The organism is Streptomyces albus subsp. albus (assembly GCF_000719865.1).
In the GTDB taxonomy this organism is placed as follows: domain Bacteria; phylum Actinomycetota; class Actinomycetes; order Streptomycetales; family Streptomycetaceae; genus Streptomyces; species Streptomyces albus_E.
The window spans coordinates 1-26,132 of sequence record NZ_JOID01000002.1 but is presented as its reverse complement, the minus strand read 5'-3'; the positions used below and the strand labels follow the sequence as shown (position 1 = coordinate 26,132).

Here is a 26,132-nt window from a genome sequence, read left to right as displayed (position 1 = left end):
GAACCGCCCCAACCACCGCGCGACGGGGCGGGGTCCGATGCCCCGGAAGGATTCCCCGTGACCGGCACCGGCCTCCCCTCACCGGCCCGTCCCCCGGCGGAGAGCAGCGGCGGCCCCGGCCCGCAGCACCCCCCGGGCCCGGGCCGTGCCCTGTTCGATCCCGGCGCGGAGGCGGCCCGTGCGACGGAGGCGATCCTCCACGACACCCTGCACAGCCCGTACCGGGGCGTGGTCGTGGACTCCCCGCCCGGCGCGGGCAAGTCCACCCTGGTCGTCCGGGCCGCGCGCGAGCTGGCCGCCGCCGGGCACCGCCTCATGGTGGTCGCGCAGACGAACGCCCAGGTGGACGATCTCGTCGACCGGCTGGCGACCGCCGACCCGGAGCTCCCCGTCGGCCGGCTGCACAGCAGCGACCCCGACCCGTACGACAAGATCCTCGACGGGCACCCCGCGGTCCGCACCTCCGCCAAGGCCGCCGATCTGGCGGGGATGGAGGTCGTGATCTCCACGGCCGCGAAGTGGGCCCACGTCAAGAACACCGAGCCCTGGCGGCACGCCATCGTCGACGAGGCGTACCAGATGCGCTCGGACGCCCTGCTGGCCGTCGCGGGCCTCTTCGAGCGCGCCCTGTTCGTCGGCGATCCGGGGCAGCTCGACCCGTTCAGCGTCGTCGGCGCCGAGCAGTGGGCCGGGCTGTCGTACGACCCGTCGGCCAGCGCCGTCTCCACCCTGCTCGCGCACAACCCGGCGCTGCCGCAGCACCGGCTGCCGGTGTCCTGGCGGCTGCCCGCGTCGGCGGCGCCGCTGGTGTCCGGCGCCTTCTACCCCTACACGCCGTTCCGCAGCGGCACGGGGCCGGACGACCGGCGGCTGTCCTTCGGCGCGGCGGCGGACGGCTCGCCGGTGGACCGGGTGCTGGACGAGGCCGCCGGGTCCGGCTGGGGCCTGCTGGAGCTGCCCGCGCGGCACACGCCGCGGACCGATCCGGAGGCCGTGGGCGCCGTCGCCCAGGTGGTGCGGCGGCTGCTGGACCGGCGCGGGGTGACGGCCGACGAGCGCCGGGACGCGGTGCCGCTGGACGCCGGCCGGATCGCCGTCGGCACGGCGCACCGCGACCAGGCGGCGGCCGTGCGGGAGGCGCTCGCCGCCCTGGGCGCGGGCGAGGTCACCGTGGACACGGCGAACCGGCTGCAGGGCCGGGAATTCGACGTGACGGTCGTGCTGCACCCGCTCTCCGGCCGTCCCGACGCCACGGCCTTCCATCTGGAGACCGGCCGGCTGTGCGTGCTCACCTCCCGCCACCGGCACGCGTGCGTCGTGGTGTGCCGGGAAGGCGTGACGGAGCTGCTGGACGGGCACCCGTCCACGGAACCGGTGCAGCTGGGGGTGACCGTGAAGTTCCCCGACGGCTGGGAGGCGAACCACGCCGTGATGACGCGGCTGGCGCAACACCGGGTGCGCTGGCGGCCGTGACCGGCGAGCCGTGCCCCGTGAGCCGTGAGCCGTGCCCCGCGGGTGCTCACCCGCGGGCCCTCTTGCGCGTCCCTGGACAATGGACGGGGTGCGCGGGCGCGGGAGGCCCGTCCGGGCGCCCGAGCGAACCGAACAGCCGGGAGGCACGTAGATGACCGAGCCGCATTCGGCTCCCGATCACCGCGACCGCGGCGGGGCGCCGCGCCACCGCAAGCCGGCGGCGCTCCTTTTCGAGCCGCCCGAGGCGGTCGCGGACCCCGAGCACTTCTTCGATCTGGAGTCGATCGAGGACCCCCGGCAGCTCCTGTCCCGTTCGACGGAGCTGACGCTGGCGTTCCGCGCGGCCGCCGACCGGGCGGCGGAGTTCCAGGCGATCGCGGCGGCGCAGCTCGCCGACCCGAAGCGGTTCGACCGGCTGCCGGAGGCGGCCATCGCCGAGCGCGCGGAGTGGTCGGAGGACTACACCCGGCGCATGATCGACTTCGGTCGCGAACTCCTCCGCGACAGCGACTCCTCCGCGGACTGAGCCCGGCCGGACCGCCCGCGGGGGGTGCCCCGGAGGGCAGCCATCCCGCCACGCCCCGCCGAATTCCGGCAAGCACCGGATACGCGGGGCTCCGACCGATAAACATGGACGCCATGAGCGACTGGCAGCCGCGACCGTGGCAGCACCCCGACGGATCCACCCGCTTCGCCCTCTTCCGGGCTCCCGCGCCGGACGACGGCTCCCTCGTCCCGGCCCGGGTCACAGCCGCCGGGGCGGCCTGGCTCGCGTCGGCCGCCCCGGCCCCGCAGCGCGTCCTGGCCCTCTGGGCGGCCCGGCCGGAATCCCCGGTCGTGCTGCCCTGCGGGACGGCGTTCGACGTGATCAGTGCTCCGGGCATGTTCGGCCGCCGGCTGCTGGACCGGCTGTGGTCGGAAGGCCCCGGCTCCGGCCCGGTGGCCGTGCACCGCGGGCGACTGCTGCTGTTCACCGAGCCCGGCACGGCCCGCCGGCTGCCCGCCCTGCTCGCCGCGGCGGAGTGGGGCGCGGCCGTACCGCCGCTGCTCTGCCACGGCACGGGCGACGCGGTGACCGTACCGCCGCTGCGCCTGCCCGCCTCCGCCGCCACGGCGTCCGGGAAGCGCCGGCCCTCCGCCGTCGCGTCCGCACACGCCGGCGCCCCCGGCCCCGGCCCCGGCCCCGCCCCCGGCCCCGGCCTGGTCGACCCCGGCCCCGCCGACCGTGGCACCCGTCTTCCCGGCACCGGACTTCCCCGCGCCGGCCTTCCCGGCACCGGGTCCGGAGCCGGCTCCGCCCGTCCGTCGCTCTCCCGCTGGCTTGCGGCGCCCGATGTCCGGCATCCCTGGCTGCCCGGCGCCGAGACACTGCGGTGGGCCTGTGCCCGGGCCGTTCCGGGCGGTGCCGCGGCCGGGCGGGCGCTGCCCGTCCCGGCTCTCACCGCCCCCACCGGCGCCTGCTGAGCTCACCGCGGCTTTCCGATTTTCGCGGACCCGGATGCGGATGCTAATGTCTTTCCCGTCGGGCGCCGCTAGCTCAGTTGGTTAGAGCAGCTGACTCTTAATCAGCGGGTCCGGGGTTCGAGTCCCTGGCGGCGCACTTACGGTTTCACCGTTGACCAAGGCTTTTCCGCTCCGGCGGGAAAGCCTTTCGTCATGTACGGGCCCCTTCTCGCGGGGCCCGGGAGGGGCGCAGGCGGCCCCGGAACAGCCCGCCCGCTACGGCCCGAACCCCGGGGCTGCCCCCGCCCCCGTCGTCCCCGCGCCCCCGCTCACAGCTCCGCCGACCGCTCCGCGGGCCGGTCCACCCGTACCGTCCAGCGTCCGCGCGTATCCGTGCCGAGCACCTCCACCGAAACCCCGCTCTCCGGGTCCGTCAGCCGCTCCCCCACGCCCAGCGGGGCGTCCGCCAGCGCCGGGAGGACGGAGCCGTCCCAGCAGGCGCCCGAGTGCGGGTGTCCGTCCAGCACCTTGACGGGCCCCTCGGCGGAACCCGTCTCGCTGTGCACCCGGTAGACGAGCACCCCCTCGGTGCACGTGGTCAGGTCGTTGCCCACGGCGGCCCGCGCCTCGACGGCGAGCACCGTCGAGGGGTCGGTACGGATCACCAGCAGCCGGGTCCCGGCGACCGCGCCGCGCCCGGCACGCGCCGCGACGGGCACGAGCAGGTGCGCGCTCGCGCCCTCGTCGCTGACGCAGTTGACGTCTCCCCGGTCCAGCCAGCCGAGTTTCCACTTGTGCCAGCCGAAGAAGTCCGGCGCGAGGCCGAACTGGCTGCCCATGAGGTCCCAGTCGCCCACATGGGTGTCCCAGTCGCCCTTGCCGTGCTTCGGGCGGTGGTAGAGATCGGGCAGGTCGAACACGTGGCCGGTCTCGTGGGCGAGCACATTGCGGTCCGGCGGCCGCTGCTCGAACACGGTGACGATCCTCCGGACGTCCGCCCCGTCGACGCGCATGGGCTCGTCGAAGTTGACGACCTTGGTGGCGTCCGAGTCGACGCCCGGGGCGTCCGGGTCGGCGACCAGATAGACGATGTCGTAGCCCGAGAAGTCCACCACCCGGTCGGCCAGGCCCATCGCGTCGCCCAGATAGGCCGCCCGCAGCTCGGTGTCCCAGTCCCGCCCTATGCCGTAGGTGGTCGAGGCGGCGGGCATCTTCAGCCATGTGCGCACCGGATCGACGTGGAGCCGGAACTTCCCGTACGAGGCGCGCTCGAAGAAGCGCGCGGTCTCCGGGAAGTAGTCGGAGACCAGCTCGTCCGGCGTGACGACCGGCTCGGCGTCCGGGAAGGAGAGGAAGACCATGACCGCGCGGAGCTCGTTCCGGGGCTTCGGATAGTCCGGGTTCCAGGTGTCGAGCCCTTCCGAGTGGTGGACGGCGGTGCGCGTCAGGGAACAGGCGTCGTCGAGCACGGCGGCCGTGGCCGGCCCGGCGACCAGCGAGGTGGCGAGCATCGCCGTGAAGGACATCCCGCCCGCGGCCGCCCGGCGGAGCCGCGGCCGGGACCGGACGGACCGGCCCTCCGCTCCCCCGGACGTCAGCGAGTGCGACACGTCGGCCTCCCCGGACGTGGGACAGGACACGCGTCCACTTTGCGGGGATATTTACATACTCACCATGTTTCATTGATCCAGTCGGGTGAGGTGAGCCGGCACGCCAGTGCGTAACTCAACGTCACGCACACTCGTTGACCATCGCGCCTTCGGACGCTCTCCCGCAGAAACGATCGGACAGCCGCTCTGCCGTACGCCCCTCCGTGGGCCGTTCGATGGAACGAGACCGCACCAACCTCTATGATCGGCACATTTCCAGCGCGGACCCCTCCCCCGGAAGCCCTCACGGCACCGGAGCGGCCGGTTCCGCCATTCGTACGAGTCGAGTCCTCAGCGGGAGTGAACGGTGAGCGGATCACCCAGCAGGCCAGGCGCGGGACCGGAAATCACCCTGCCGACCTTCACGGAGAGTAGCCAGATCTTCCGCAGGTCCCAGGCCTCCCGGACGGCTTCTCCGCCACCCCCGCCCGGCCTCCCCGCTCCCCCGCCGGCGGCGGCGGGCGGGCCCGCGCCCGCCGGCGCCCCGGTCACCGGCCGCACGATCGCGGGCGGCGTGGCCGTGTGGCGCCGCGCGCCCTCGGGCGGCACGGCCCCGGCACGCCCCGCGCCCCCCTCGGCTCCGGCGCCCGCACCCGCGCTCAGGCCGGCACCGGCATCCGCCCCGCCCGGCCACCGGACGGCCACCCCGCCACCGGGCTCCCCCACCGCGGCACGGCCCGGCCCGCCGGCCTCGCCCCCGCGGAACCCGGCCCCGGGCGGCCCCACCCCCACCACCGCCACGACACCGGGGCGGGGTCCGGACCCCGTACCGCCCACCGGCCTCTCCCCCGCTCCGCCCACCGGGCCGGGCCTCGCGCCCGCCACCCGCTCCGTGCCGCCGGCCGAGGCCCGCGACCACTCCGCCGCCTTCAACGCCGCCCGGCTCGCCATGGCCGTCCTCGACGGCGACGGCAGGGTCGTCACCGCCAACCACGCCCTGGGCGCCCTGCTCGGAGCCGACCCCGCCCGGCTCGCCGCCGAACCCGCCGCGGAACTCCTCGACCTCTTCCACGACGCCCGCACCCGGGCCGCGTACCGCGAGGTGCTGCGCGGCCACCGCGAACGGATGCGCTGCACCCGCCGGCTGAAGAACCCCGAGGGCGGGCCCCTGTGGGCCGAGGTCACCGTCGCACCGCTCCCGGAGGACGGCCCCGGCGCCGCGCCCTCCCGCGCGCTGCTGTCGGTCGCGGACATCAGCGACCGGCGCGACCTCCAGGCCCGGCTGCACCATCTGCGGATGCACGACCCCGTGACGCGGCTGCCCAACCGCGCCCTGTTCTTCGAACGGCTCGCCGCGGCGCTCGACGCGGCCGGGCAGGACCGCGGCGGCAGCGGCCGCATCGGCATCTGCTACCTGGACCTGGACGGCTTCAAAGCCGTCAACGACACCCTCGGGCACCGCATCGGCGACCGGCTGCTGCACGCCGTCGGCCAGCGCCTGGCGCACTGCGCCGACCGCGCCGGCTACGGCAGACGCGGCGCCCATCTCGTGGCCCGGCTCGGCGGGGACGAGTTCGCCGTCCTGGTCGAGGAGTCCACCGGCACCGAACAGCTCTCCGAGCTGGCCGACGCCGTCCTCCACGCGCTGCTGCAGCCCTTCGACCTGGCCGGACAGCGGCTGTCGCTGTCGGCGAGCATCGGTGTCGTGGAGCGCGCCGCCGCCGGGACCACCGCGACCGCCCTCATGCAGGCCGCCGACACCACGCTCTACTGGGCCAAGGCCGACGGCAAGGCCCGCTGGACCCTCTTCGACCCGGAGCGCAACGCCCACCGCGTCAACCGGCAGGCGCTGGCCAGCACGCTGCGGCCGGCCATCGAACGGGGCGAGTTCACCCTCGAGTACCAGCCGCTGGTGAGCCTGGACGGCGGTGCCGTGCAGGGTGTCGAGGCGCTGGTGCGGTGGCGGCACCCGGAGTTCGGCACCCTGGGGCCGAATCGGTTCATCGGGCTGGCGGAGGAGGAGGGCGCCATCGTCCAGCTCGGGCGCTGGGTGCTCCGCAACGCCTGCCGCCAGGCCCGGCTCTGGCAGTTGCAGCGGCCGGAGCGGCCGATCTTCGTCAGCGTGAACGTGGCCGTCCGGCAGGTGTGGGACTCCGACCTCGTCGCCGACGTGGCGGCGATCCTCGCCGAGACGGGCCTGCCGCCGCACCTGCTCCAGCTGGAGCTGACCGAGTCGGCCGTCATGGGCTCCGCCGGCCGCCCCCTCCAGGCGCTGCGGGCGCTGAGCGACATGGGCGTCACCATCGCCATCGACGACTTCGGCACCGGCTACTCCAACCTGGCCTATCTGAGCCGGCTCCCCGCCTCCGTCCTGAAGCTGGACGGGGCGTTCGTCCGGGGTTTCCGCGACAAGGCCCACGCCAACCCGGCGGACGAGACCATCGTCGAGGCGCTCGTCGGCCTGGCCCACCGGCTGGGGCTGACCGTGACCGCCGAGTGCGTCGAGAACGCGGACCAGGCCGACCGCCTGCGCCGTCTCGGCTGCGACACCGGCCAGGGCTGGTATTACGCCCGGCCGCTGCACCCGGAGCGGGTGTCGTCCCTGCTGGACGGCTGAGACGGGGGGCGCGCCGGGGCGGGAGGCCGGCGGTTCGGTTCGCGGCCGGGCCGGTGGCCGCACGGACGCGGCACGCGAGTGCGGGTTCCGGGGCGTGGCTGACGACTGCTGGGCTGACGGATGCGGGGCTGACGGCCCCTCAGGCACTGCTCACCGGCCATCGGTGGCCCCGGCCCGGAATGCGGCCGAAGTAGCTCTGCAATCAAACCAGTTGAGAATCGAAGTTTTCGGCCCTGCGCCTCCGGGTAACGCTGTCCATAACCATGGGAGCGCTCCCACATCGGTTCCACCCCAGGAGCACCCGGACGTCCCCCCAGCCGAAACCGGAGACCCCCACCATGCGTGTCCACGGAGTCCTTGAATCCCCGAGATGGGCGCTGCGCGCCTTCGCGCTGCTCTTCGCCTCGCTGCTCTGCCTGGTCCCCTGGGCCGACACGGCGGCGGCGCACGGCTCGATCGTCGACCCGGGTGCCCGCGCCTACAGCTGTCACCAGCGCTGGGGCGGCGACCACATGAACCCCGCCATGCAGCAGGAAGACCCGATGTGCTGGCAGGCGTGGCAGGACAACCCGAACGCCATGTGGAACTGGAACGGTCTGTACCGCAACGGCGTCGGCGGCAACTTCCGCTCCGCGATCCCCGACGGCCAGCTCTGCAGCGGCGGCAACACCGAGAGCGGCCGCTACCGCGCCATGGACGCCGTGGGCCCGTGGAAGACCACCAAGATCAGCAACAACTTCACGATGAAGCTGTACGACCAGGCCAGCCACGGCGCGGACTTCTTCCAGGTCTACGTCACCAAGCAGGGCTTCGACCCGGCCACGCAGAAGCTGACCTGGGGCAGCCTGGAGCTGGTGAAGACGACCGGCCGCTTCGCCCCCGCGCAGAACATCTCGTTCGACGTGAGCGCCCCCGGCCGCACCGGCAACCACGTCGTGTTCACGATCTGGCAGGCCTCGCACATGGACCAGTCGTACTACCTGTGCAGTGACGTGACCTTCTGATCCCGCGTCACGGAGCCCGCGGGGGCCGGTGACGCACACCCCACGTCACCGTCCTGCGCGGGGCCACCCCCCGCGGCGAGGCACGGCGCGTTCACCGCGCCGTGCCCGCCGCACCCACAGAGCGGAGCCCCGCCTGGCACCTCCCGCGCCCGGCGGGGCTCTCCGCTGCCCGGGGCCGGTGGTTCCGGTGGCAGGGGTCCCGGTGGCCGGGTCCACCGTGATCACTTAGCGTGGGACGGCGGTGTCCCGGCCTCCGGTTCCCGGGCTTTCGTTCCCCGGGTGGTGCCATGTGCTGGAGTGCGACGGCCGATCTCGTGGCGGGCGCGGGCATCTGCGCGGTCGGCGCGGCCGCGCTGGCCGGGGTACGCCGCCGCGGCGATCTGCCCCTCGCCGCCCTGCCGCTGCTCCTCGGTGCCCACCAGATCGTCGAGTCCTTTCTCTGGCGCCACGGCGGGGGCTCCGGCCCCGTCGTCCTCGCCTGGGCGGTGATCGCGCTGCCGCTGCTGCCGCTGTGGGTCCCGCTCGGCGTGCTGCTCGCCGGGCCGCCCGGCCCTGGCTCCGTCCACGGGCGCCCGCACGGGCACGGGCGGGCGGCCGTACGGACCGGCGCTGCCCCGGACACCGCCGTACGGACCGCCGCCGCACGGATCGCCGCCGCGCCGGGCGCCGCCGTACCGGTCGCCGCCGGCTGCGTCACCGCGGCCGTCCTCGCGTACTCCCTGGCCACGGGGGCCGTCACGGCCGAGGTGCGCGGCCGCACCATCGGCTACGCCGTCGACGTGCCGCTGCTACCGCTGGTCTTCGCCGGATATCTGCTGGCCACGCTGGGCGCCCTGCTGCTGTCCGCCGATCCCGCGCTGCGGCGGCTCGGTGCCGTCCTCTCGGCCGGTGCGGTGATCTGCGCGGCGCTGTGGCGGACGGAGTTCGTCTCCACCTGGTGCGCGTTCGCGGCGGTGGCGTCCGTGCTGCTGCTGGTCTGGGTGTTGCGGCGGGCGGGAAGCGGCGCCGGCGCACCGCTGTCCTCCTGACCGGCAGCGCCGGATGGGGGCGGCCGGCGCGGACGACGGTTCCGCCGTGCGGCAGCGGGCGCGGCCGCTTGTGGACCACGATCACCGGGTGCGCGACAGGCGACGTCGCCGGCCATGGCGCACCAGGTCATCAGCCGGCACAACGGAGGGGACGGCACCGGGATCCTCCGGTGCCGCCCCCTCCGGCTGTGTTTCCGGGTGTTCAGGAGCCCGACATGGTCTTCCCGAACATGGGGTCGTCCCCGGAGCGGGCGATGCCCACGGTCGGCCCGCTGAAGCTCACCGCGCCGGAGGCCGTGATGCCGCCCGAGGCGCCGCGCAGCATCCACACGGCTCCGTCGTCGCTGTTCTCGCCGGCCGCGCCGACGGACAGGTCGGCACGGTCGTCCCCGGTGAGGTCGGCGAGGTGGACGACGCCGCCGAAGCAGTCGGACGACTCATTGGCGCCCGGTACCCCCGAGGTCCCCTGGTTGAAGGACTGGGCTCCGGTCGCGGTCAGGCCGGAGGGGCCGCCGCGCAGCACCCAGACGTTACCGGTGTGGGAGGCGGAGCCGATGGTCTCGAAGTAGGCACCGACCGCCAGGTCCGGGAAGTCGTCGCCGTCGGCGTCGCCCGCGGCGAGCGCGCCACCGAACGAGTCGTTGGACTCGTCCGCCCCCGGCACACCCTCGGTGGCCTGGCTGAAGACGGTGCCGCGGGAGGCGTCGACGCCCGCCGCGCCGCCCGGGAACACGGTGACGTAACCACCGTCCGCCGTCGTGTCCAGGACGTCGACGGAGTCAATGCCGACGACCAGGTCGTCGTGCCCGTCGAGGTCGAAGTCGGCCACGGTGAGCGCGCTCGCGTAACCCTTGCCCACCTCGGTCTGGAGCGTGGGCCCGGCCGGGGCGCCACGGTAGACGAAGTTGCCCGCGGAGGAGGCCACCACCACGTCGTCCGCCCCGTCGTCGTCGAAGTCCCCGGCGGCCAACTGGACGGCGCCCTTGGGATACGCGCCGGACTCGATCTGCGCGTCGAAGCGCAGCGTCCCCGCTGCGCCGCCCGACGTGGTGAAGCCGCCCTTGAAGATCCACACGTCCTTGCCGGTGGAGCCGACCGCCAGGTCCGTCCTGCCGTCGCCGGTGAAGTCGCCGACCGCGAGGGACTGGCCGAACCGGTCGTGGCCCGACGGGTTCGGATCGCTGATCGTCGTGCCGCCGGACAGACCGGACGAGCTGCCCCACAGGATCGTCACCGTGCCACGGTCGATGTCCCCGGGGACGTCCTCCAGGGGGATGCCCACGACGAGATCGCCGTAGCCGTCGTTGTTGAGGTCGCCGTGCGCCAGCTCGGTGCCGAACCGGTCGTCCGCCTCGGAGGCGCCCGGCACACCGGAGGAACTCTGCGACGTGATCTTCTTGCGGGAGGCGCTGATCCCGCTCGACGAGCCGTAGTTGACGACGACGGCGCCGGCCTTCTCCTTGTCGTTCGCGACGGCCCCCGGCGCGGCGGTCGCCAGGTCGCGGTAGCCGTCGCCGTTGAAGTCGTCGGCGAGACCGGAGGGCGCGGCGCTTGCGGCGCCGGGCAGGGCGATGAGCAGGCCGCCGGCCAGGGCTGCCGCGACGGCGGTGGCGCCCAGGACGACGGGACGCCGGGAGCGCTTGTGGTGGGACTGGGGCATGGGTTCCTTCCAGGAGATACCTGTGGGCACAAAGGTGACCTCTGGTGAACCTGAAGGGTTGTAGGAAAGGAGAGGTTCCGGATGCTGACGACGTGGCGCCGGCCAACCCGCCAGGCCGGCAAGCCCCGGCCTCGCACATGGAGCGGCCGGACCCGTCGCGCACCACACCGCTAGCCTGACGGCATGCCGCAGCAGCTCCAGCTCCTCCGTCCCGAACACGCCCGCGCGCTGCTGGAGTTCGAGCGGGAGAATCGGGCCTTCTTCGCCGCCTCCATCCCCGACCGCGGCGACGACTACTTCGCGCACTTCGACGCCCGGCTCCGCGCGCTGCTGGAGGAGCAGGCCGCGGGCGTCTGCTTCTTCCACGTGCTGGTGGACGAGGACGGTGAGGTGCTGGGCCGCGTCAACCTGGTCGACGCGGCGGCTGACGGCTCGGCGGAGCTCGGCTACCGCATCGCCGAAAGGGCCACCGGGCGCGGCCTCGCCACGGCCGCAGTCCGCGAGATCTGCGCCCGCGCCGCCACGGAGTACGGCCTGACGAGGCTGCACGCCGCCACCACCCTGGACAACGCGGGCTCCCGGGCCGTACTGGCCCGCACGGGTTTCACCGCCACCGGCGAAACGGAACTGGACGGCCGCCCGGGCCTGCGCTTCGTCCGGGACCTGCGCGACCTGCGAGATCCGCGCGCCCCGGCCGATCCGCAGCAGTGATCAAGCGAGCACGTGGCAGCGTGCCGCAGCGGGGACCGGCCTCACCGCCCCGGATCAGACCAGATCGTCCCACTCCCCCGCCTTGGCCTCGCGTATGAACCGGTGGATACGTTCCCCCGACTCAGCCAGCCAAAAGGCGCAGGACTCCATGCGCTCCAGCGCTCAGCAGCATCTCGCCAGTCACGCTTCTGCCCCAAGTTTGCAGAACTGCGTCTTGAGATACGGCAACGTCCACCACTGTTCCCGTTGGAGACCGCAGCAGCAAAAAAGCTGGCAACACCAGTGGTTGACGGCCCAACAGCCAGCCTGCACCGGGCGCAGGTGTGGTGTACTCAGCTCTTGTGATGAACGTTGGGGAACGACGACTGTTCCACTTCACGCACGTGCGCAACCTGCGTGACATCCTCGTCGAGAAGCAGTTGGTCTCGGACACCGTCATGCAGAGCCGCGGGGGCGTGCTGAGAGAGTGCGGAGACAGGGCGGTCAAAGCCGAACGGCGGTCGCGGCAGATCACTGTTCCGCCCTACGGCTGTCCAGCCGACTACGTCCCGTTCTACTTCGCTCCGCGCTCTCCCATGCTCTACGTCATCAGCCGGGGCGGCGTCGTCACCTACCAGGACGGGCAGTCCCCGCTTGTCTACCTGGTCACGTCCGTCGACGGCGTCATGGAGTCCCACAGACCCTTCGTGTTCAGCGACGGCAACTGCGCAAGCGAGATCACCAGACATTTCACCGACCTCAGCATGATGCCAAGTGTCGTCGACTGGGAGATCATGGCTGCACCGTACTGGGCGAACCCAAGGAAGGGCAGCAATGATCACGCGTGGCACCGGCAACCTGCTCCTGGCAGATGTCGATGCCCTTGTTAACACGGTCAATACCGTGGGCGTCATGGGCAAAGGCATCGCCTTGCAGTTCAAGCGGGCATATCCGGAGAACTTCAATGACTACAAGGCGTCCTGTGATCGCGGCGATGTCATGGTCGGTCGGATGCACGTGCACGAGGTCGGGCAAGTGGGCGGCCCACGGTTCGTCATCAACTTCCCAACGAAGCGCCACTGGCGCGCGCCGTCACGGATCGAAGACATCGCCTCAGGGCTCGTAGCGCTGCGTGACGAAATCGTTGAGCGCGGGATCAAGTCCATCGCCGTACCGCCCCTCGGGTGTGGAAACGGCGGTCTTTCCTGGCGTGAAGTCGAGCCAATGATCCGCCGAACCCTGGGCACGATTCCCGGCGTCGAAGTTCGTGTTTACGAACCGTCTGGAGCGCCCAGCGCATCATCGATGCCGAATGCCACCCGGGCGCCCGAGATGACGCGTGAACGCGCAGCTTTTCTCGCCGCACTCAATCGGTATATCAAAAGTGGGATTTCACGCGGTCTCGCTTTTGAACAACGCGTTTCACTTCTCGAAGCCCACAAAGTTGCGTACCTTCTGCAGAAGCTGCATCTAACATTGGGGCTTCATTTCGAGAAGGGTATCTACGGCCCATATTCACAGCCCCTTGACAGGGCGGTGTCTGCGATGGAGGGCCACTTCCTCACTGGATTTGGGGACGGCACTAGCGGAGCCCAGGCAGTTCTGGAACTCAATAAAGATTCGGTCAACGAAGCTGAACAGTTCCTGAAGCAGTATCCGGAGTTCGAAGAAACCGCTGCCAGGTTCGAATCCCTGACAGCAGGCTTTGAAGACGCGTTCGGCATGGAACTGTTGAGTACCGTTCTTTTCGCTGCCGAAGAAATCGTGACGCCTCCGCCAAACCCCGAATCGGTAACGGCGTGCATCAAGACGTGGAACCACCGGAAGGAGCGCCTCTTCACAGAGGCCCACGTACAAACAGCGTGGCAACGCCTGTCCGAAACAGGCTTTGTGTAAGTGTGACCGGTCACTGGGCCGACGCAACGCCACTGCTGGTGACGCCGCCATCGGTGCGAGCTCGTCGACCGCGGTGCGATAGCCCGCTCTGAGCGGCCTCAGAACCGCTTGCGCGAGGGCGGCCGGAACGCGATCAAGGCTGCTTTGCCGGGCTGCAAGCGCGTGACCGTGAACTCTTTCCAACCTGTTTGACTGAATGGACGTTGGGCTGCCAAACGGGCGAAGCCCCTGTAGGTAGGTTTTCGACCAGGAGATCCTGGCACCGCCCTGCACGGTGTAGTGGCAGAATCGCCGTGACCACGGCCTCGAGTTCTTGGCGAACGCCAAGCACGCCACCCATCCCCCTACTCGCGATTCAACTACCCCGAGCGTCAACAACACAGTTTCTCAGCGAAGTGATCCACGTAAAGCCGGGTGTGGCTCCGGCGTCCGGACGAGTCGGACCTCCCCGCCCCGGTGGTAGGCAGACATAAAGCCTCAATTCCATATCATATGGCCTGCGAGGCCCGGTAAGCCCTCACGTCTGTCAGCTTGACGGACTGCGCCGTGAAGCAGATCAACTCCCCAGTACCTCTGATTTCCATCCGCACCTCGGAATCCCGCGCGGGAGTGCGGCCTTCCTCCATCCACCCGAAGTGAACTGTGTGCTTCGGAGTCCCTGTCCAACCTTCGAGAACCAGGTCTCGGATACCAAAGAAGGTCAGGTGCATTTCAAACGCATTGAGGCCCTGCTCCACCCATGCCCGGCGAGGGCGGGACGGCAAGCCAGCGTTCTCGAAGCCCAGATCGATCCGACAGTCCCGCTCATCAATATGCACTGAAAAAAGAGCTTGACCGGTCAACTCCGGAAACTCATCGAACAGATCCAAAAGGTCTTCTGGATCGCCGCCGACTCTGCTCATCCACCCGCTCTTACCCATAGAAGCCCTTCTCATGTGCAGCAGGAAGAAAGTCCCCGAACCGCCGCCTGTCCAACTTGCTCGCGAAAAAATGCCGGCCTTCCGAACCATCACGTGATCGGAACGCGCCGATGTGCCCGACCGTAAGAGAATCACTGCTAATGAATTCCATATCACCAATATCCGAAGCTACACGGACGCCGATCCTGCCATCCTCCCGCCGATCAATGTTGATCCTTGCTTCGGCCGGAAACCGGACGCGCTGAATACGGACGTCACTCAACGCGAGGAACTTTACGTGGCATTGGATCCGATCACATCCGGCCTCAATCCACTCCGGCAAGGGCCTGTCCGCAAACCTGGGAAGGTCCAATCGCAACACCAGTGTTGGGCCTCTGCGATCCAGGTATGTGGAGTGAATTACAACGCGATCAATATCGGGAATTTGCACATAATAGGGAGCGAGCAAGTCGCCATTACGCAGCAGACCTCTCCAGGATTCAGTCATAGTAGTAATGCTCCTCACACCCGGGGAGTTGCCCGTTCCTCGGATCATCGAATGGTCGAACGTGGACATGTGGAGGCTGATACCCGGGCTCTCCGGGCCTCTGATGGCCGAACCAGTGATCTTGGAAAGTGATGAGCTCTCCGGATGGCGTCTCGTAGTATTCTTCCCGATAATAGATCGGCTGATGGTTATCATCCATGAGCTGCTTCGAACCCTGCCACTCAGGCCCGGTGGCCGACACGTAGTCATTCACGTCGAGCGGCTCGGCGCCTTCAGGTATACCTGCGTCCCGTAGCGCTTGCGCCTTGGCATCAGCGAAACTCCGCGGGCACGGAGCAAGACCGAGCGGATCGGCCCACTTGTGTGGATTGCGGACATAAGTTGAGGGGTTCTGAGACGGTGCCAGTCCCAACGGGTCCGGGCTGGTGTAGCGGGCCGTTTCCGGGTCGTAGTAGCGGAAGTAGTTGTAGTGGAGGCCCGTTTCGGGGTCGAAGTACTGGCCCGGGAAGCGGAGGGGGGTGTAGGCCGTGCTGTCGGCGGCCCAGGTGGTGGTGCCCCAGAGGGTGGTGCGGGTGTGCCAGGTGATGGTGCCGGACTCGTCGACCAGTTCGGTGGGGGTGCCGACCAGGTCGGTGACGATGGCGAAGAAGCGGGCGTCGATGACGTGTTGCGGGGCGCCGGCCGCCGTGATGCGTTCGGTCTGCGCGATCGGGCGCAGGCCGTCGTGGTCCCAGGTGAGCGTGACCGGGTTCGGCAGGTCCAGGGATGTTGTCGTCTGTTCCGCGAGGGTCGTGCCGTCCCAAGTGAACGTCACTTCCTCGGCGATTGAGCCGTCGGCGGTCAGGCGTTGTTTGGCCGTGCGGCGACCCAGGGGGTCGTACAGGTAGCGCCAGCGCGTGCCGTCCGGGGTCACCACCGCCGTCAGGCGGTCCTCCGCGTCCCACTCGTAGCGCCAGGTGTCCGGCTTGCGCGAGGGGCGCTTCTTCTGGCGGAGGGTGATGCGGCCCTGCGCGTCGTGTTCGTAGCGGATGGCGCCGGCGTGGGTGATCCGGGTGCCGGTGTAGGTGCGGGGGCCCGTCGCCTCGGGCGAGGCGTGGGCGGAGGGCCAGGCTGCCTCGGTCTGGTTGCCCGCCGCGTCGTAGGCGTAGCGCTCGGCCCAGTTCGCGGCGTGGACCGCCGTCACCCGGCCTGCGGCATCGAGGTCGAAGCGGCATTCGCCGCCGCCTAGTTGGTCGTGTACGGCGGTGAGGTGGCCGTCCGGGCGGTAGGCGTACGCCCGGTGCTGGCGGATCTCGGCGGCGTCGGTCGTTCCGGACGACCCCGCCGGCCCGGAGCCGGTCGTCCCGTTGCCGGCCGTCCCCGCGCCCGGTGCGGCCGCAGCCGCGGCCCCGGTGCCCGGTGCGGGTGCGCTTCCCGCACCTGCGCCCGGCATCACGCCCGGTCCGGCCGCACCCGCCGCCCCCGGCTCCCAGGCCGCCGCGTCCGGCCCCGCAGTCCCGGGGTCCCGGAGCCTCGTCGGCTGGGCCAGGAGGGACTGGGTGGTGAGGCGGCCCGCCGGGTCCCAGGTCTGGGTGAGGGTGACCCGCTCGCCGAAGTGGCGGGAGAGTTCGCGGCCCGCCGGGTCGTGGGCGTACGTGAAGGCGTGGCCCGAGGTGGACAGGGACGCGGTGCGGCCCGCCGCGTCGTAGGTCCGGGTGGCCTGCGCGCCCATGGGGGTCACACGGCTGATGCGGCGGCCCAGGGCGTCGTAACGGTACGACGTCGTACGGCCGTTGACGGTCTCCGACTTGATGCGGCCGAGGCGGTCGCGGTGCAGGAGCACCGTCGCGTCCGGGTTCGACGCTTCCGTCAGGCGGCCGGCCCGGTCGTACGTGTAGTGCGTGATCGTGCCCGCCGCGTCCTTGGACGTGATGCGGCCCAGCGCGTCGTGCGCGAAGCGGATGGTCTCGCCGAGGGCATTGGTGCGGGAGGCCAGGCGGCCCGCCGCGTCGTAGGCGTAGGTGAGGGTGCGGCCGTCGAAGTCCGTCTCGGAGACCAGGCGGCCCGCGGCGTCGTAGGAGTAAGTCCAGGTCAGGCCCTGGGGGTTGGTGACCGTGCGGAGGAGCAGGTCCGGGCCGTGTTCGAACTCGTACCGGACGCCGTCCGGGCCGGTCTGGGCCGCCAGCAGGTCGAAGTGGGTGTACTCGTAGCGCGTTACGGCGCCGACGGCGTCCGTGTACGTCGTGCAGTTGCCCTCGCCGTCGTACGTCCAGGACTCCTCCGCGCCGTCCGGGCCCGTGCGGCGCAGCAGTTTGCCCTCCACCGACCAGGCCAGGCGGGTCCGGCCGCCCGCCGGGTCGGTGACGGTGACGATCCGGCCGAGGGCGTCGCGCTCGTACGCCGTCTCGCCACCGAGCGGGTCGGTGACGGACAGCAGGCGGCCGGCCTGGTCGCAGCGGACGGTGGTGGTGTGGCCGAGGGCGTCGGTCACCGACGCCGGGTGGCCGCGGTCGTCGTACGTGTAGCGGGTCGTGGCGCCGGACGGGTCGGTGAGGGTCAGGCGGTTGCCCGCCTCGTCGTAGCTCTGCTGCCAGACCGCGCCGCCGGGGTGGGTGACGGCGGTCGGCAGGCCCAAGTCGTTGTAGGAGGCGGTCGATTCGCTGCCGTCGGGGTGGACGGCGGCGGTGAGGCGGCCGGCCTCGTCGTAGCGGAAGGCCGTGGTGTGGCCGAGCGGATCGGTGCGGGAGATCACCCGGTCGTGGGCGTCGTACGCGGTGCGGGTGACGGCGCCGGTGGGGTCGGTCTCCGCGATGACGTTGGACCGGCGGTCGATCAGATAGCGGCTGGTGTGCCCCTGGGCGGTCGTGACCGTCGTGGTGCGGTGGCCCGTCCGCGGGTCCGCGGTGCCGTAGTCGATGCGCAGGGCGAGATGGCCCTCCGTGCCGCCTTCGGCGATGCAGCGGTCCTGGTTGTCGTAGACGTAGTCGTAGCGGCGGTCGTTGGTGTCGGTCCAGGCGATGACGCGGCGTTCGTCGTCGTACGTGAAGCGGAGCGGCAGGCCGGAGGAGCCGGTGACCTCGGTGAGGTCGCCGTCCGTATAGCCGTAGCGGACCAGCTCCAGGTCCGAGCCGTCGTCGGCGGCCGCGGCCAGGTGCAGGGCCGTGATCCGGCCGTCCTCGGTGGTGAACCGCACGTGGTGGCCCGCGTCGTGGACGATGCCGAGGGGCGTGCCGTCCGTGGCGTACTCGAAGGTGAGGCGGTGGCCGTTGCGGTCGGTGATCTCCGCCAGCCGGGCTTCGCCGTCGCCGCCGGGCTCCGCGCCCTCCGGGCCGGTGAAGTGGCGGACGTGGCCGGTCTCCGGGTCGGTGAGGACGTAGTCGCCGCCGGGGGTGCGGTCGAGGGGCTGGCGCGGGCCCATCGCGGGGAGCGTCGGCTGTCCGGGCGCCGGGTGCGGATAGGCGAGCAGCAGGCCGTCCTCGGTGACGAGGACGACGCCCTCCGCGTCGATCTCCAGCCGCTGGTCGGCGGTGGACGACCAGGACGGGCCGAACCAGCGGCCGCTGCGGTAACCGGACTCCACGCGGCGGGTGAAGACCAGCGGCAGCGCGCCGGGGACGACCACGTCCGTCTGCGGAAGGTACATCCGGCCGGTGGCCAGGTCGACGGGGTCCGTGCCCTTGCACGTCCGGTCGCAGTCTTTCGTTTTGTGGGTCTCGGGGCCGTCCTTGCCCAGGTCCCCGCGGGCCGCGCTCTTGCCTCCGGCGGTGTGGCGGCCCGCGCCGGCGATCTTCTTCGCCGCGCCCGCGCCGCGCGTGCCGAGGAGTTCCGGGAGGAGGCGGCCCTGCCCCTCCGCCGGGTCCTTCTGGTACTGGTCGTACAGGGTTTTGGCCGTCGCGCCGGGGTCGTTGACCGTCTGGACCAGGCCGGCCGTGGTGGCGTTGAGGTTGGTGACGTACTCGGCGGGGTGGGTGAGGTTGTACGGGTGCAGCGGGTTGACGGCGTGGATGTAGTTGAGGACGCCCGCGCTGCCGCGCAGGAGGCCGCCCACCCGGTGGGAGCCCTCCAGATGCATCCCGAGCAGGCCGTCCTGGACCTGCTCGGCGTAGGACGGTGCCGCCGGGGCCTTGTCGCGGGCCGCCCCCACCGAGGCGGCGGCCGTGCGCAGCGCCGCGTCCCGTTGCCGGCGCGCCTCCTCCAGCAGATCCCGGGCGGCCGTCAACTCCGCCTTGCCCACGTCGCCCGGGTCGCCCGGCTTGCGGGGGCGGTCCGCCGCGTCCCGCTTCTCCGCCGGTAGGGCGTTGTACGTCTCGAGGGCCGCGCCGTACGCCGCGAGCTGCTCGAAGTGATCGGCCCGTGCCTGCGCGGCGGCCCGCTTGCCCCGCTGGTACAGGTCGATCGCCGTCCGGGCCCGGCCCTGGGCCCACTCCACGGTGTCGGCGAAGTCGTTCAGCGCCCTGGCGGCCTTCTCGCAGGCGTCGGCCGCCGCGAACCACCGCTTCGGCTCCCCGGCCACCTTCTCCTCGAAGGCGCGGGCCGCCTCCCCCTTGAGCGCGCCGGCGTCCACCTTCTTGAGGCCGTTGCCGACGTTCTCGAACGCCCGGCGGAAATCGGCGAGATGGCCGGCCGTGGAGCGCAGCTTGCCCGGGCTGCCGTGGATCAGCTTCTTCGGGTCCTCGCTCTGCCCGAGGTCCAGCTCGGCCACATCGGCGCCCATGGCGTTGGCCGCCGAACCGGACTTCTCGCGGACCCAGTTGGCGCCGTCCTGCCAGCCGACGCTCTCCAGTGCGTCCGCCGTCCCGTCGCCCAGGCCCTCGACGAAGTCGCCGGCCTCCTCGGCGCGGTCCTCGGCCCACTCCTCGACCGGGTCCGGGATGAAATCCCCGACGCCCGCCATCAGGGCTCACTCCCGGGCGGGTCCTGGGCCGGCTCCCGGTCCGGCCCGGCTTCCTGCTGGGCCGCGCGCTGCTCCGGGGAGGGGCCGAAGACCTCGTCGACGCCCTGCGCGTAGGCGTCGTCGTCCATGCCGATCAGATCGCGGAGGCCGGAGGCCGCCTGGCCGCCCTGCCCCTCGGTGACCACGCCGCGGCCGGTGTCGAGCCAGGTCTGCTTCATGTCCTCACCGGCCTGCCGGAAGGACTCCGCGCTGTAGTCGGGGGCGTCCGGGGTGACGATCTCCCGGTAGCTCTGCTCGGCGATCTCCTCCTCGGTGGCGTGCGGATTGCCGGTCGCCACCACGGCGTTGGCGGTCACCTTGAAGGTGGCGCCCCAGTAGCGGTCCTCCTCGTGGAGCAGGCCGGCGGCGAGGCCAAGGCGGGCCGCGAGCTCGTTGGCGTCCTGGACGAGGGCCCGGACGCCCCACTCCCAGCGGTCGCAGAAGCCCTCGAAGGCGTCGGCCAGTTCGGCGCCGCCCGCCTCCATCGCGGTGAGCTCCAGGTTCCGCATACCGCTGCCCATGACGGCGTCGGTCGCGCTGCCGATCTCCTTGAGCTCGCCGATCGCCGCGTTCAGGCCCTTGGTGATCAGGTGCACGGACTCCCGGCCGAACCGCAGATCCTCCTCCCCGCTCACCGGGCCCACCCGCTCGGCCGCTGCCGCGGTACGGCGGGGCCGGCGCCCGCGGGGGCGCCGGCGGCCCCCGGTGCCCCCGTCGTCGTCGCCGCTGCCGCCCCCGTGGCTGCCGCTGCCCCCTCCGCTGCCGCCGCCGCGTCCCCGGCAGCCTCGTCCGGGACGACGCCGCGCACCGGCGGCAGCAGCATCGAGCCGTCCTCGTCCGCCACGTCGACGGCGACCCCGGCGGGCCCGGGCAGTTCCGGGACGAGCACGTCGAGCACCCGCGCCCCGAGCACCGCCGCGTACTCCCACGCCTCGCCCGGCGCCGCCCCGCGCGCCCGCGCGAACCGCGCGAGCTGCCGCTCGCCGGTGAAGGCGTAGATCCAGCGGACCCCGCCCTCATGGCCGGTCATGAAGCGGCCGCCGGACAGCGGCAGCAGCACCGCCGTACGCCGGAACTCACCGACCATCGCGGCCGGTTCACCGCTCCCCGCGCGCACCGCGGCGATCCGCTCCGGCAGGTCCACCGCAGCCCCCCGTACCCCACACTCCCCGTGGCTCCCCGTCACGCTCCGTACCGTACCGGGCGCGACCGACAGCGGGGCACCCCGCCCCGGGGGCCGCGGGGCGACGGCAGCGCGCCGTCAACGTCCGCGGGCCGCCGGGCTGTTCGCGGGGGTGCGGGCTTCCCGGGCCGCCTCGGGGCTCACTCCGTGCCGGAGCCGCCCGGCATGCCGTAGGCGTCGGCGATCAGCTCGTAGGAGCGGAGGCGGGCGTCCGTGCCGTGCACGTTCGAGGTGAGGATCATCTCGTCGGCCCCGGTGCGCTTCGCCAGCGCGTCGAGGCCCTCGCGCACCACGTCCGGCGTGCCGTGGACGATGTTGCCGATCCAGCTGTCGGCGAAGTCGCGCTCCCGCGCGCTCCACGGGTAGTCCTCGGCCTCCTCCGGGGTCGGGACGAGGCCGGGCCGGCCGGTGCGCAGGCGGAGCATCGACAGGGCGCCGGTCATGATCTGGCGGCGGGCCTCCTTCTCGTCCTCCGCCGCGAGCACCGCGACGCCGATGGCGGCGTACGGCTCGTCGAGGACGGCCGAGGGGCGGAAGGACTCCCGGTACAGCTCCAGCGCCGGAAGGGTGTTCGCCGCCGAGAAGTGGTGGGCGAAGGAGAACGGCAGCCCGAGGGAGCCCGCCAGCTGTGCGCTGAAGCCGCTGGAGCCGAGCAGCCAGATCTCCGGCCGGCCGGTGGACTGCACACCGCCGGGCGAGGTGGCCTGGACGGGGCCGGGGACGGCGTGGATGCGGCTGTACGGATGGCCGTCCGGGAAGCCGTCGTCCAGGAAGCGGGTCAGTTCGAGGAGTTGCTGCGGGAAGTCGTCCGCGCCCTCGTGCAGGCGGTCGGTACGGCGCAGGGCCGCGGCCGTGGCGCCGTCGGTGCCCGGGGCGCGGCCGAGGCCGAGATCGATCCGGCCCGGGGCGAGGGCCTCCAGGGTGCCGAACTGTTCGGCGATCACCAGCGGGGCGTGGTTGGGGAGCATCACGCCGCCGGAGCCCAGCCGGATGCGCTCGGTGTGCGCCGCCAGGTGGGCGAGGATCACGGCCGGGGAGGAGCTGGCGATACCGGGCATGGAGTGGTGCTCGGCCACCCAGAAGCGGTGGTAGCCGCGCCGCTCGGCGGTGCGGGCGAGTGTGGCGCTGGTGCGCAGCGCGTCCCCGGCGGTGGTTCCGCTGCCGACGGTGGCGAGGTCCAGTACGGACAGCGGGACCGGGGCGGTTCCCCGCGCCGTGCCGCGGATGGTGTCGTGCTCGGTGGCCATGCGGCCTGCCTCCCTGGTGGGTCTTGATCCGGGCGCGGACGCGGCGCGCGCGCCGCCCTCCGGCGTGCGCGGTGTGGCGTGCCGTCGTCCGGCGTGCGCGTTTCCGCGTGCCGGCCGGACAACCGGAGAGCTACTCCGGTTATTCCCGACCCCCGGCTCACCTTCCTCCGCGCCCTCCCCACGCCGCCCGTCACGCCGCTCATCACATAAATTGGCGAATCAGACAGAGCGGGTTGAATATCGCCAATTGCTGCGGAACAGCATCAATAGCCCCCTCTGCTCTCCTAGATTGGTCCCCGCGCGCCGCCGCCCCGTGGGCAGGGTGCCCTCGGCGAATCGCGGCGGCTCGGGGGAGTTCACATGCGCACGACGATGAAGAACACCACGATGATCAGCGCGGTGGCGCTGGCGCTCGTCGCGCCCGCCATCGGGACGGCACAGGCGGCACCCGCGAAGCCGGGGGCCGCGGGCGTGGAACAGCCGGCTGCGGCCGGGGCCGCCGGCCACCCGGGAGCCGCGGAGCGCGGCCCGGACCGGCCGCGGAGCTTCACCTCGACCGCCCTCAGGGACAACGGGAAGTCGAGCCTCCGCATCACGCTGGCCCCGGAACGGGACGGCTCCGCCCCCAAGCTGACCCCGGCGGAACGGAAACAGCTGCGGTCCGTCCTGGGCGCGCCGTCGGCCGTACCCCTCGCGGCGCCGGCCGGAGCCCGGACCCCGGCCGCGGCGCCGGGAGAGAAGCGCCGCAGGCCGGCCATCCTGCGCTGCGACAAGAACCCGAGCTGGAGCGACGCCAACGGCACGCTCCACGCCCGCTTCAACTGCCGCCACTCCACGATCAACTGGGGCTTCAGGATCTCCGCGCGGGTACAGTCCGTCATCACCGGCCCGGTTCGGGAGCGGGGCGTCTCGTGGTGGAAGAACGGCAAGGCCATGCCGAGGAACGCCGGGCACGTGGTGGGCAAGAACTATCTGTTCCACGGCACGCTCAAGCCCGTCCGGCATGATGACGTCGTGCAGTTCCAGGACTACATGACCTTCCCGGTGCGGATCGGAGGGCGGCCCGGCGTGGGCACCCTCACCTGGGCCGCCGCCGTCAAGGCGAAGAAGTAGCGATGCGCCTGAGCACCACCGTCGTACGGAGCTGGGCGGAGGAGATCCTGCGCCAGCTCGGGGACCCGGCCGGCCACACCCTGGAGGTGACGGCCGGCGCACCGGACGAGCCCGGCGCTCCGGAGACCGGCCCGGCGGCCTTCACCTCCCGGCTCCGGCTGCGCCCGGACGAGGGCCGAACTGAGAACGAGGGCCGGGCGGACGAGGGGCGCGCCCACGGCACCGGAGCGGACGCCGGGGAGAACGCCGGCCCGGGCGCCGCGGTGGCCGTCACCCTGGCCTTCCGCGACGGCTCCGCCGTCAACGTGCTCCTCGGCGAAGGACTGGGCGAGGCCGAGGCGGCGGCGCTCCTCGCCGGGCAACTGCAGGAGGCCGTCCAGGAGGTGGCCGGCGGCACGCCGACCCCCCCGTGCCCGGTCCGCGGGCACGGCCATCCCCCGGTGGCCGAAGTGGTCGACGGAACCGCCTCCTGGGTGTGCCCCAAGGACGGCGCGGCACGTCCCGTTCTTCCCACGCCGGGAAGCCGGCCCGGAGCCGGAGCGGGGACCGGCGCCGGGACGTAGCGGTCCGGTGAGTGCGCGGTGCCCTCCTCCACGGCTCCGCGCCGCGCCCGGCCACGCACGGACAGGCCCTCGGGAGCGATGCCCCCGAGGGCCTGTCCGCGGTCTCCTCCCTCGCATCTGAGAGGTACTCCGCCGCGGCAGCACCAGGGCCGAAGGTCCCACATCCCCCAAGCAATACCGACGCATGTCCCGGGACCAACGGCAGGGAACGTTTAGGCCCAGCAGGGCATCGTTAAAACAAATAAATTCTATGTAAAACAAGGGGGCATCAGGCGGTTCAACGACCAGGAGGACCCCCGTGATCGATACTGCCGTCGCCGCGGCCGCGGACCCAGAACTCGGCTTTCCGGCGTGGCTGCGCGCGACCCACTTCATCAATCTGCTCTTCATGGGGCTGCTGATCCGCAGCGGCTTCGAGATCATCTCCAGCCATCCGCGCATGTACTGGCGCAACGACTGCGGACCGGGTACGGAATGGATCCGCTTCACCGGGAAGAAGGTGCCACCACAGGAGGGCGCCTACTTCGCCCGTGACGACGAGTGCACGCTCTCCCCCCTGCTCTCCCTCCCCGGTCGTAAGAACATCGGGATCGCACGGTACTGGCACGGACCCCCTGGTCGACACGGTTGCGCTTGTCGACGTGGCCGCACTCGGCGCACGTCTGCGACGTGTACGCGGGATCAACGAAGACCAGAGGCACACCGGCCCGTTTGGCCTTGTAGACGATGAAGTCTCCGAGCTGGGCGAACGCCCAGGAGTGGAGTGCGACCCGTTGGGGCTTGCGGAGCCGTACCCTCTGCCGGATTCCCTTGAGTTCTTCCAGGGAGATCCCGGCCGAGGTGCGTTCAGCCTCGGTCACGATCGTCTTGGAGATGATGTGGTTGGTGTTCTTGACGTGCCGCGCCTCGCGGCGGGATCGCTCCTTCAGTCGGCGCTTGGCGGACTTGGTGCGCTTCTTCTGGAGCTTGGCCCGCAGGGCAAGCTGACGCTCGCGGTAGCGGTTGAGCTGCCGTCCGGCGGCCTGGTAGCCGGTGGATGTGGTGGCGATGTTGGCGATGCCGAGGTCCACGCCGATGAAGCCGTCCGGCTCGTACGTCTCGGCCTCGGGTACCTCGCAGGTGGCGATCAGGTAGAAGACGCCGTCACGTTCGATCAGGTCGGATTCGCCCTTGCGGTACGGCTGGAGCACCTTGAACGCGTCGGCGGAGCAGGTGAACCGCACGCCCTTGAGACGGCCTGCGGTAGTCCAGATCGACACCGTCTGCTGGTCGTACTGCCAGCTCAAACACCGGTCGTCGTACGGCTGCGCAGCCTCGGGCCGGAACGCGACCGGCTTGGACTCCACCTTCCGGCGCCGCTTCGAACCCGGCTTGCCGTAGTTCCCGGCCCGGATGTTGGCGTGCAGCGTCGTGTACGCGTCGCGGACCTTCTTGATGACGTGCTGCGCCGCCTGCGCGCCCAGGCCCTGTTCCTTGAGGTGGGCGTAGGTGTGCTTGCGCAGCTCGTACTCACGCGGCACACCATGGGCGAACGCCACCTCGGAGACCCAGCACGCCAGGTCGTTGACCGTGCGCAGGGTCGCGCCGAGTGCGGCGGCCTGGTCGGCCTCCGGCATCAGCTTCACCTGTGTCACGATCTTCATGCCGGGCATCGTACTACAGTTGATCTATGTCACCACGCTGGGAGCCAAACCCCAACATTCGCAGGGGCCGCACGGTCGTCTGCACCCTTCATGCTCACTTGGTCTTCACACCCAAGTACCGGCGCGGCCCGTTCACTGACGAGATCCTTACGCGCTGCGAAGAGATCATGCGGGCCGTGTGCGCCGACTTCGAAACCGAACTGGTGGAGTTCAACGGCGAACGCGATCACATCCACCTGCTCGTGCACTACCCGCCCAAGGTCGCCATCTCCCGGCTGGTCGGCTCCCTCAAGGGCGTCTCCGCCCGCAGGCTCCGCCAGGAGTTCCCCGGCCACATCCGCAAGTACCTGTGGGGCGACCACTTCTGGTCCCCGTCCTACTTCGCCGCCTCCTGCGGCGGCGCACCGCTGGCGATCATCAAGGAGTACATCGAGAACCAGAAGCGACCCGGCTGAGGTCAACAGTGCAGACCCGTGCGCCGGTGCGGGTCACCCCTATCTTGAGAAGCGCTTCCTCCCGGGCGTGAACGACTCCGTTGGGAAACTCGTGATTCGAGCAGGGTTGCGTCGTTCGTCTTGCTGATGGCTATGGTCGTTGGCGGGATGGGGAGCGTGGGATGTCGCTGGAGTCGCGGTCGGATGACGGGGTGCCTGAGCTGACGGCT

At 71.5% G+C, this 26,132-nt stretch carries 21 protein-coding genes and 1 tRNA gene; 13 read left to right on the top strand and 9 right to left on the bottom strand.

Annotation, left to right across the window (positions count from 1 at the left end; translation table 11 throughout):
- Nucleotides 1-150: 150 nt before the first annotated feature.
- The 4 genes from IF83_RS0102460 (at nucleotide 151) to IF83_RS0102445 (ending at nucleotide 3,073) form a co-directional block, all read left to right on the top strand.
- A complete protein-coding gene (locus IF83_RS0102460; RefSeq protein ID WP_030542332.1) occupies nucleotides 151-1,473 on the top strand; it encodes an AAA domain-containing protein in 1,323 nt (440 codons plus the stop codon).
- Between the two features lie 151 nt (nucleotides 1,474-1,624).
- Nucleotides 1,625-1,999, top strand: a complete 375-nt coding sequence (locus tag IF83_RS0102455; protein ID WP_030542331.1) for a hypothetical protein — start codon at nucleotides 1,625-1,627, stop codon at nucleotides 1,997-1,999.
- Between the two features lie 113 nt (nucleotides 2,000-2,112).
- Nucleotides 2,113-2,937, top strand: coding sequence for a bifunctional DNA primase/polymerase (locus IF83_RS34490; protein WP_244176779.1), 825 nt, complete (start codon nucleotides 2,113-2,115; stop codon nucleotides 2,935-2,937).
- Between the two features lie 62 nt (nucleotides 2,938-2,999).
- Nucleotides 3,000-3,073, top strand: a tRNA-Lys gene (locus IF83_RS0102445).
- Nucleotides 3,074-3,245: 172 nt separating this feature from the next.
- Here IF83_RS0102445 and IF83_RS0102440 read toward each other — a convergent pair.
- Nucleotides 3,246-4,556, bottom strand: coding sequence for a M6 family metalloprotease domain-containing protein (locus tag IF83_RS0102440; RefSeq protein ID WP_244176777.1), 1,311 nt, complete (start codon nucleotides 4,554-4,556; stop codon nucleotides 3,246-3,248).
- Between the two features lie 898 nt (nucleotides 4,557-5,454).
- On the opposite strand from IF83_RS0102440, the gene IF83_RS0102430 reads away from it, so the two are divergent.
- The 3 genes from IF83_RS0102430 (at nucleotide 5,455) to IF83_RS0102420 (ending at nucleotide 9,154) form a co-directional block, all read left to right on the top strand.
- Nucleotides 5,455-7,122, top strand: coding sequence for a putative bifunctional diguanylate cyclase/phosphodiesterase (locus IF83_RS0102430; RefSeq protein ID WP_394297297.1), 1,668 nt, complete (start codon nucleotides 5,455-5,457; stop codon nucleotides 7,120-7,122).
- 338 nt (nucleotides 7,123-7,460) lie between these two features.
- Complete coding sequence (locus tag IF83_RS0102425; protein WP_030542326.1) at nucleotides 7,461-8,126, top strand: lytic polysaccharide monooxygenase auxiliary activity family 9 protein; 666 nt, start codon at nucleotides 7,461-7,463, stop codon at nucleotides 8,124-8,126.
- A gap of 287 nt (nucleotides 8,127-8,413) precedes the next feature.
- Complete coding sequence (locus IF83_RS0102420) at nucleotides 8,414-9,154, top strand: DUF6629 family protein (protein ID WP_030542325.1); 741 nt, start codon at nucleotides 8,414-8,416, stop codon at nucleotides 9,152-9,154.
- A gap of 202 nt (nucleotides 9,155-9,356) precedes the next feature.
- Here IF83_RS0102420 and IF83_RS0102415 read toward each other — a convergent pair whose 3' ends face one another.
- Entirely contained in the window at nucleotides 9,357-10,814 is a 1,458-nt protein-coding gene (locus tag IF83_RS0102415; RefSeq protein WP_030542324.1) for an FG-GAP and VCBS repeat-containing protein, read from the bottom strand.
- 183 nt (nucleotides 10,815-10,997) lie between these two features.
- On the opposite strand from IF83_RS0102415, the gene IF83_RS0102410 reads away from it, so the two are divergent.
- From IF83_RS0102410 to darG, 3 genes are all read left to right on the top strand, one after another.
- On the top strand, nucleotides 10,998-11,525 hold the full coding sequence (locus tag IF83_RS0102410) for a GNAT family N-acetyltransferase (protein ID WP_030542323.1): 528 nt from the start codon (nucleotides 10,998-11,000) through the stop codon (nucleotides 11,523-11,525).
- Nucleotides 11,526-11,869: 344 nt separating this feature from the next.
- On the top strand, nucleotides 11,870-12,394 hold the full coding sequence (gene darT / locus IF83_RS31000; protein WP_158710979.1) for a type II toxin-antitoxin system toxin DNA ADP-ribosyl transferase DarT: 525 nt from the start codon (nucleotides 11,870-11,872) through the stop codon (nucleotides 12,392-12,394).
- Nucleotides 12,339-13,400: a type II toxin-antitoxin system antitoxin DNA ADP-ribosyl glycohydrolase DarG gene (gene darG, locus IF83_RS31540; protein WP_078843094.1), complete on the top strand. Its 1,062-nt coding sequence runs from the start codon at nucleotides 12,339-12,341 to the stop codon at nucleotides 13,398-13,400. The genes darT and darG overlap by 56 nt, the downstream gene beginning before the upstream one ends.
- Before the next feature lie 488 nt (nucleotides 13,401-13,888).
- On the opposite strand, the gene IF83_RS0102395 is transcribed toward darG, so the two are convergent.
- From IF83_RS0102395 to IF83_RS0102375, 6 genes are all read right to left on the bottom strand, one after another.
- Entirely contained in the window at nucleotides 13,889-14,302 is a 414-nt protein-coding gene (locus IF83_RS0102395) for an Imm50 family immunity protein (RefSeq protein WP_158710978.1), read from the bottom strand.
- Nucleotides 14,303-14,312: 10 nt separating this feature from the next.
- Complete coding sequence (locus IF83_RS31535; protein ID WP_158710977.1) at nucleotides 14,313-14,807, bottom strand: Imm50 family immunity protein; 495 nt, start codon at nucleotides 14,805-14,807, stop codon at nucleotides 14,313-14,315.
- Nucleotides 14,800-19,680 carry a putative T7SS-secreted protein gene (locus IF83_RS29750; protein WP_051722379.1) on the bottom strand — a complete coding sequence of 1,627 codons (4,881 nt, stop codon included), beginning with the start codon at nucleotides 19,678-19,680 and terminating at the stop codon, nucleotides 14,800-14,802. The genes IF83_RS31535 and IF83_RS29750 overlap by 8 nt, the downstream gene beginning before the upstream one ends.
- The gene (locus IF83_RS0102385) at nucleotides 19,680-20,354 is read right to left on the bottom strand and encodes a hypothetical protein (protein ID WP_051722411.1); all 675 of its coding nucleotides are present in this window, start codon (nucleotides 20,352-20,354) and stop codon (nucleotides 19,680-19,682) included. Before IF83_RS0102385 ends, IF83_RS29750 begins: the two co-directional genes overlap by 1 nt.
- Nucleotides 20,351-20,863, bottom strand: a complete 513-nt coding sequence (locus IF83_RS0102380) for a hypothetical protein (RefSeq protein WP_244176776.1) — start codon at nucleotides 20,861-20,863, stop codon at nucleotides 20,351-20,353. The genes IF83_RS0102385 and IF83_RS0102380 overlap by 4 nt, the downstream gene beginning before the upstream one ends.
- A gap of 179 nt (nucleotides 20,864-21,042) precedes the next feature.
- Nucleotides 21,043-22,149, bottom strand: coding sequence for an LLM class flavin-dependent oxidoreductase (locus IF83_RS0102375; RefSeq protein ID WP_030542317.1), 1,107 nt, complete (start codon nucleotides 22,147-22,149; stop codon nucleotides 21,043-21,045).
- 360 nt (nucleotides 22,150-22,509) lie between these two features.
- Here IF83_RS0102375 and IF83_RS0102370 point away from each other — a divergent pair, with 360 nt between their 5' ends.
- Both IF83_RS0102370 and IF83_RS0102365 read left to right on the top strand, forming a co-directional pair.
- Nucleotides 22,510-23,262: a hypothetical protein gene (locus IF83_RS0102370; RefSeq protein WP_030542316.1), complete on the top strand. Its 753-nt coding sequence runs from the start codon at nucleotides 22,510-22,512 to the stop codon at nucleotides 23,260-23,262.
- Nucleotides 23,263-23,264: 2 nt separating this feature from the next.
- Nucleotides 23,265-23,825: a hypothetical protein gene (locus IF83_RS0102365; protein WP_030542315.1), complete on the top strand. Its 561-nt coding sequence runs from the start codon at nucleotides 23,265-23,267 to the stop codon at nucleotides 23,823-23,825.
- A 485-nt stretch (nucleotides 23,826-24,310) separates the two neighbouring features.
- Here the strand turns inward: IF83_RS0102365 and IF83_RS0102360 are convergent, their stop codons facing one another.
- A complete protein-coding gene (locus IF83_RS0102360) occupies nucleotides 24,311-25,468 on the bottom strand; it encodes an RNA-guided endonuclease InsQ/TnpB family protein (RefSeq protein WP_244176775.1) in 1,158 nt (385 codons plus the stop codon).
- Between the two features lie 26 nt (nucleotides 25,469-25,494).
- Here IF83_RS0102360 and tnpA point away from each other — a divergent pair, with 26 nt between their 5' ends.
- Nucleotides 25,495-25,923 carry an IS200/IS605 family transposase gene (tnpA, locus tag IF83_RS0102355; RefSeq protein ID WP_078843091.1) on the top strand — a complete coding sequence of 143 codons (429 nt, stop codon included), beginning with the start codon at nucleotides 25,495-25,497 and terminating at the stop codon, nucleotides 25,921-25,923.
- Nucleotides 25,924-26,132 lie beyond the last annotated feature (209 nt).

What these genes read in the sequence shown, in the direction of transcription:
- IF83_RS0102455 (WP_030542331.1), top strand. Translation starts at nt 1,625, where the DNA reads ATGACCGAGCCGCATTCGGCTCCCGATCACCGCGACCGCGGCGGGGCG.
- IF83_RS34490 (WP_244176779.1), top strand. Translation starts at nt 2,113, where the DNA reads ATGAGCGACTGGCAGCCGCGACCGTGGCAGCACCCCGACGGATCCACC.
- IF83_RS0102430 (WP_394297297.1), top strand. Translation starts at nt 5,455, where the DNA reads ATGGCCGTCCTCGACGGCGACGGCAGGGTCGTCACCGCCAACCACGCC.
- IF83_RS0102425 (WP_030542326.1), top strand. Translation starts at nt 7,461, where the DNA reads ATGCGTGTCCACGGAGTCCTTGAATCCCCGAGATGGGCGCTGCGCGCC.
- IF83_RS0102420 (WP_030542325.1), top strand. Translation starts at nt 8,414, where the DNA reads ATGTGCTGGAGTGCGACGGCCGATCTCGTGGCGGGCGCGGGCATCTGC.
- IF83_RS0102415 (WP_030542324.1), bottom strand. Translation starts at nt 10,814, where the DNA reads ATGCCCCAGTCCCACCACAAGCGCTCCCGGCGTCCCGTCGTCCTGGGC.
- IF83_RS0102410 (WP_030542323.1), top strand. Translation starts at nt 10,998, where the DNA reads ATGCCGCAGCAGCTCCAGCTCCTCCGTCCCGAACACGCCCGCGCGCTG.
- darT (WP_158710979.1), top strand. Translation starts at nt 11,870, where the DNA reads ATGAACGTTGGGGAACGACGACTGTTCCACTTCACGCACGTGCGCAAC.
- darG (WP_078843094.1), top strand. Translation starts at nt 12,339, where the DNA reads ATGATCACGCGTGGCACCGGCAACCTGCTCCTGGCAGATGTCGATGCC.
- IF83_RS0102395 (WP_158710978.1), bottom strand. Translation starts at nt 14,302, where the DNA reads ATGAGCAGAGTCGGCGGCGATCCAGAAGACCTTTTGGATCTGTTCGAT.
- IF83_RS31535 (WP_158710977.1), bottom strand. Translation starts at nt 14,807, where the DNA reads ATGACTGAATCCTGGAGAGGTCTGCTGCGTAATGGCGACTTGCTCGCT.
- IF83_RS29750 (WP_051722379.1), bottom strand. Translation starts at nt 19,680, where the DNA reads ATGGCGGGCGTCGGGGATTTCATCCCGGACCCGGTCGAGGAGTGGGCC.
- IF83_RS0102375 (WP_030542317.1), bottom strand. Translation starts at nt 22,149, where the DNA reads ATGGCCACCGAGCACGACACCATCCGCGGCACGGCGCGGGGAACCGCC.
- IF83_RS0102370 (WP_030542316.1), top strand. Translation starts at nt 22,510, where the DNA reads ATGCGCACGACGATGAAGAACACCACGATGATCAGCGCGGTGGCGCTG.
- IF83_RS0102365 (WP_030542315.1), top strand. Translation starts at nt 23,265, where the DNA reads ATGCGCCTGAGCACCACCGTCGTACGGAGCTGGGCGGAGGAGATCCTG.
- IF83_RS0102360 (WP_244176775.1), bottom strand. Translation starts at nt 25,468, where the DNA reads ATGAAGATCGTGACACAGGTGAAGCTGATGCCGGAGGCCGACCAGGCC.
- tnpA (WP_078843091.1), top strand. Translation starts at nt 25,495, where the DNA reads ATGTCACCACGCTGGGAGCCAAACCCCAACATTCGCAGGGGCCGCACG.